Origin of the sequence: Kineococcus gurbantunggutensis, assembly GCF_050871925.1 — a bacterium.
Lineage (GTDB): Bacteria > Actinomycetota > Actinomycetes > Actinomycetales > Kineococcaceae > Kineococcus.
Map to the genome: position 1 here is coordinate 1 of NZ_JBJLSG010000256.1, position 4,596 is coordinate 4,596.

4 protein-coding genes are annotated in these 4,596 nt (G+C 72.3%); all 4 read right to left on the reverse strand.

What is annotated here, in order from left to right; translation table 11 throughout:
* Positions 1-360: 360 nt before the first annotated feature.
* On the reverse strand, positions 361-606 hold the full coding sequence (locus ACRYR7_RS24470; RefSeq protein ID WP_432574927.1) for a hypothetical protein: 246 nt from the start codon (positions 604-606) through the stop codon (positions 361-363).
* A 250-nt stretch (positions 607-856) separates the two neighbouring features.
* On the reverse strand, positions 857-1,618 hold the full coding sequence (locus tag ACRYR7_RS24475) for a 3-keto-5-aminohexanoate cleavage protein (protein WP_432574929.1): 762 nt from the start codon (positions 1,616-1,618) through the stop codon (positions 857-859).
* A 218-nt stretch (positions 1,619-1,836) separates the two neighbouring features.
* On the reverse strand, positions 1,837-3,765 hold the full coding sequence (locus ACRYR7_RS24480; RefSeq protein ID WP_432574931.1) for a SpoIIE family protein phosphatase: 1,929 nt from the start codon (positions 3,763-3,765) through the stop codon (positions 1,837-1,839).
* Positions 3,766-4,335: 570 nt separating this feature from the next.
* A partial coding sequence (locus ACRYR7_RS24485) for an EAL domain-containing protein (protein ID WP_432574933.1) occupies positions 4,336-4,596 on the reverse strand: 261 nt, incomplete at its 5' end.

The window sequence follows — 4,596 nt, forward strand, 5'->3', positions numbered from 1 at the left end:
CGGTCCCGGGCGACGCGGACGACGTCGTCTCGGTACTCGCGGGGGTAGGGCTTGGGCACAGCGACATCCTTCCAGGCTGCCCTGCGGGCAAGCCACCTCGGTTGTCACCGATCAGTGCAGCAGACCCTCATGTCGATCTCCGCGTGTGCGATAGCCATCTGGAATCGCCGAGGAGCTGGCCACCACCGGCTAACTAGGCCGATGAGCTCGGGCTGGTGAGGCCAAAGCGGGGGAAGTGGCACGTGTCCTACACCCGCCGCTGTGAGTGACCCGCCGCTGTGAGCGGCTGAAGCAGCTGCACCCGGCAGCTGCACGTCAGCGCTGAGGGCAGGTCACCGGGCTATGACGTGCCCTGCTCGATCAGTCGCGCTGCTGGCGCAGCAGCTCATCGAGCAGGTCCCGCAGCACGTGCGGTTGCTCGTACAGGCCCTCGTAGTGCTCACCGACCTTGCGGGTGCCCATGGCGATGACCGTCACTCCCGCCAGCTGCAGGGGTACGGCGAAGTCGGAGGGCAGGTAAGCCTGCGCAGACAGGGCGAGCAGTCGCTGACGGTCGTCTTCGTCAAGGCTCTGCCACCAGGCACCCACGGCTTCCCGCTCGCTCATGCGCTCAGCGTGTGGCACTGCCGGACGTTCTCACGTGTTCAACCAGTGCGGTTCACCCGGCTGCCGGTGTCCTTGCCGACGTCAGTGAGCGACTCACTACATTCATGCGTGCCGTGTTGCAGGCGCGGTCGCCGTCTCGCAACTGGTCGCTTCCGAGATGGCCTGGCCAGGCACTGACCGCACACTCACACCGAAGGGCGGGCGTGGCAGGCGAGGTGCCCCAGGTGCCCCAGGTCTACGCCTGCCCTCGTCAGCGTGGTGTGGACGCAGGTGCCCGCAGCACCTGCTGGGCAGCGCGGACCAACGCCGCGTTGTCGGCAGCGGGCGCGCCGTCAGGCAGCACCAGCACGTCCTCCAGCCCGATCCGGGTGGCCAGCCCGCAGCGCCCGGCCAGGCGCAGCGCGCTCCAGGCGGTCGCGCCCTTCCCGTGCAGCAGCACCTGCGGCTCCTCAGCCTCGTCGCCACCGCTGCGCCCGTCGCGCTGACTGCGCCCCACGAGGTGCAGCAGCTGCTCAGCCCGGTGCTGCACCTCGGCCTCGCCCAGCCCGTTCGGCAGTTCCAGCAGCACCCGCACGCACCGGTGCCGGTGCACCGACGCCAGCCACGCCCCAGCTCCCGCTCGGTGCCAGATGCCGGCCTCGACGCCCACGCCCAGCTCCAGCAGCGCACCGGCGACCTCGTCGGCGCCGTCCTCGTGCCAGTTGACCGAGGCGAAGTCCGGCAGCAGCGCCGAGCCCTCCCAGGAGCGGATCGCGGCGAGCCTGCGCACCGCATCGGGCACAGCCCAGGCGCCGGTGCTCACACCGACCGGCACCGCCGGTGCCACCTGGCGCACCGCTACCAACACCTCGGCCAGCGCCGCGGCCTCCAGGGTGTCCACGCCCGCTGCGTCCTTCACGTGCAGGTGCACCGCCTCGGCGCCGGCGGCGGCGACCGCTGCCACCTCGCGGGCCAGCTCACCCGGCGTCACCGGCAGGGCCGGGTGCTCACCCGGTCTGCGGGCTCCGTTCACGCACGCCTTCAGCACCCGTGCACCCTCTCGGGGAGCACCGACACGGATGAGCGGTCACGGCGTCGTCCGGGGCGCGGTCGCCTCCTCACAACCGGTCGCTCTTGAGATACCTGCGTACTGGTGCAGCAGGTGTCCGGTGGTGGAGCCGGCGTGCTCGTGTGTGGTGCCCTTCAGCGCCGGTGTCGTTCAACGCCCGTGTCCTTCAGCGCCAGGGTCGTTCAGAGGGCGGTCGGCGCCTCACGCGTCAGGTCCGCCGGCAGCCGGCGCGGCCCGGCCTGCGCCGGGCGGGGACGGTCCTCGGGGTGGGCACGCACCGCCAGCAGCGCCACGTCGTCCTCGCTGCCGGTGGCCAGGCGCGCCACGAGCTCGTCGCACAGGTGCTGCACCGGCAGGTGCGCGAGCTCCTGGGCTACGCGGCGCAGCCGGGCCAGGCCAGTCTCGAGGTCCTCCCCGCGCCGCTCGATCAGCCCGTCGGTGTACAGCAACACCGTGGAGCCCGGCGCCAGGGTGACGGTGTGGTCGTACCGCTCGGTGTCCACCACCAGCCCTAGCAGCAGATCCTGTGCCCGCTCGAGCAGCTCGGCGCGCCCGTCGGGGTGGATCAGCAGCGGCGGCGGGTGCCCGGCGCTGGACCAGCGCAGGGTGCGCAGACCCCGCTCAGCGTCCTGCTGTCCCTGCTCGACCTTGGCCAGCACCGCGGTGGACAGCGCCCCGATCGCCAGATCGCGCATTGCCCAGTCCAGGGCGTGCAGGATCGCCGCCGGCGGCTGCACGATCGCGTGGGCCACCCCGCGCAGCACGTTGCGCACCTGTGCCATCGCCACCGCCGCGCGCTGGTCGTGGCCGGTGACGTCACCGACGACCAAGCACGTGGTGCCATCGCGCACCATGAACGCGTCGTACCAGTCCCCGCCAACCTGGGCCTGATCGGCTGCGGGTACGTAGCGGGCCACCAGCTCCAGGTGGTCCGGCTCGGGCAGCTCAGTCAGCAAGGAGCGCTGCAGCGCCTCGGCCATGCCGGCCACCTTCGCGGCCGCGGCCCGCTCGGCGGCCAGGGAGCGCACCCGCGCCAGTGCTTGCGCGCACTGCGCGGCGAAGGTCTCCAGCAGCGCCAGCTGCTGCACCTCGAAGGACTGCGCCTGCGCCCACCCGCAGGTCACCACGCCCAGGACCTGCCCGTCCACCCGCAGCGGCACCGCGGCGAAGGCGATCGAGCCGGTCGCTTCCACCACGTCGGCCATCAGCGGCGAGTACGCCAGGCACTCGGCCTCATCGCGCACCAGCACGGTGCGTCCGGTGCGCGCGGCCTCGTATAGCGGTAGCCGCGTGGACAGCGGCAGGCGCCCGTAAGAATCCTGCGCCGCCGGTCCGTAGCTGCTGGTCAGCCGGGCGATCACGAAGCGCTGCTCGGGAGCGGCGTGCGGGTCGTCGTCGTCCTCGGGCACCGCCACCGACCCGCCGTTGCAGCCCAGCAGCACCAGGCCCTGCTCGGCCACCGCGCCCACCAGCTCCTCCAGGTCGCTGGTATCGGCCAGCGACAGCGCGAAGCGCGCCACCTGCCCCAGCCGAGTGCTCAACCACCCACCGACGTCCCCGCCGGAGGCGGCCGCGTCGTCGAGGTCCCCACCGCCAAGGTCCTCGGTGCTGAAGCTTTGGATGAGGGCGGCGGTCTCCAGCTGCGCGGCGGCGGCCGCTGCCAGGTGCTGCAGCAGCTCCGCCTCCGCGGCCGTCCACGCCCGCGGGGCGTACTGGTACACGCACAAGGCGCCGACCCGCTCACCGGTGTCAGCCAGCAACGGGGCAGCCAGGTAAGCGCCCACCTCCCCGCGCCGCACCGGACCCAGGTGCGCCACGCGCTCATCACTGGCGGCGTCGTCCACGACGAAGGGCACCTCACCGGCCGCGGCCAACGGGCACAGCGCCTCGCTCAACGCGGTGCGCTCACCGGTGCGCCCGGCGGCGGCACCGCCGCCGGCGGCGATGGTCCGGACCTCGGTGATCAACGACACCTCTGCTGAGGAGGTGCGCAGCAGCCGCGCGGCCAAAGACGCCAGGGCCTGCAGACCTGGATCGGCACTGGCCGGCAGCAGCCGCTGGGCTGCACGGGCACCAGCGCCAACACGCCGCTGCTCGGTTCGGCTGCTCACCGAGCGCACATCCTGGTCGGCCAACGTCGTTCTCCTTCGTGGGCGACGGCCAGCCCTCGATCGTCACCAGCACCGTGCCAGCGCATCCGTTGCCACATCATCGCTGATCATGGCCAGCGGCGGTCTCGCCCACCGGTCGGCACAAGCTGGTCATCGACTCGACCAGACGGTGAATCGACTGTGGACTCCGGCGGTCCTCAGCGAGTGTTTCCTAATCATGGCGCCACCCAGCGCGGCCGCCGTCTCGCAACCGGTGGCGGTCGCTTCCGCCAGACCCACCACGTCCAAGGTCGTATCGCCGGAACGCAGAAACGAGGTGAGGCGGCGAGCTGAGGCATCCGCCGCCCAACCCACCGCCTCACACCGCCTCACACGGCGTCTCGCTCCCCACGGTGCTCACCCGATCGAGCGCTGCCCGAGCCTCAGCGGCCCGGGCGGCGCCAGCCACAACAGGTGACTGGCGGCCGCCGACCACTGCATCGACGTCCCCCGTCGGCAGCTTGAGCCCACCGGCATGTGACAGTGCTCACACCAACGCCAGGCGCAGTGCACCTGCCACCAGCCGTGCCGTCAGGCGAGGGGGCGGGCGTCCTGCACGTACCGGCCCGCGACGGCTCCCCGAGCGGGCTCGCGGTGCCGGGCCTGGTTCCGGTCCTGGTCCTGGTTTTGGTCCCGGTGCCGCCGCAGCCAGGGCAGGACCTGGTCGGCGGGCATGGGGCGGGCGTGGTGGTAGCCCTGGGTCTCGTCGACGCCCAGCTCGCCCAGGCGGCGCAGGGTGGTGGCGTCCTCCACGCCCTCCACCAGCAGCCGCATGCCCAGGCTGTGCGCCAG

What these genes read in the sequence shown, in the direction of transcription:
- ACRYR7_RS24470 (WP_432574927.1), bottom strand. Translation starts at nt 606, where the DNA reads ATGAGCGAGCGGGAAGCCGTGGGTGCCTGGTGGCAGAGCCTTGACGAA.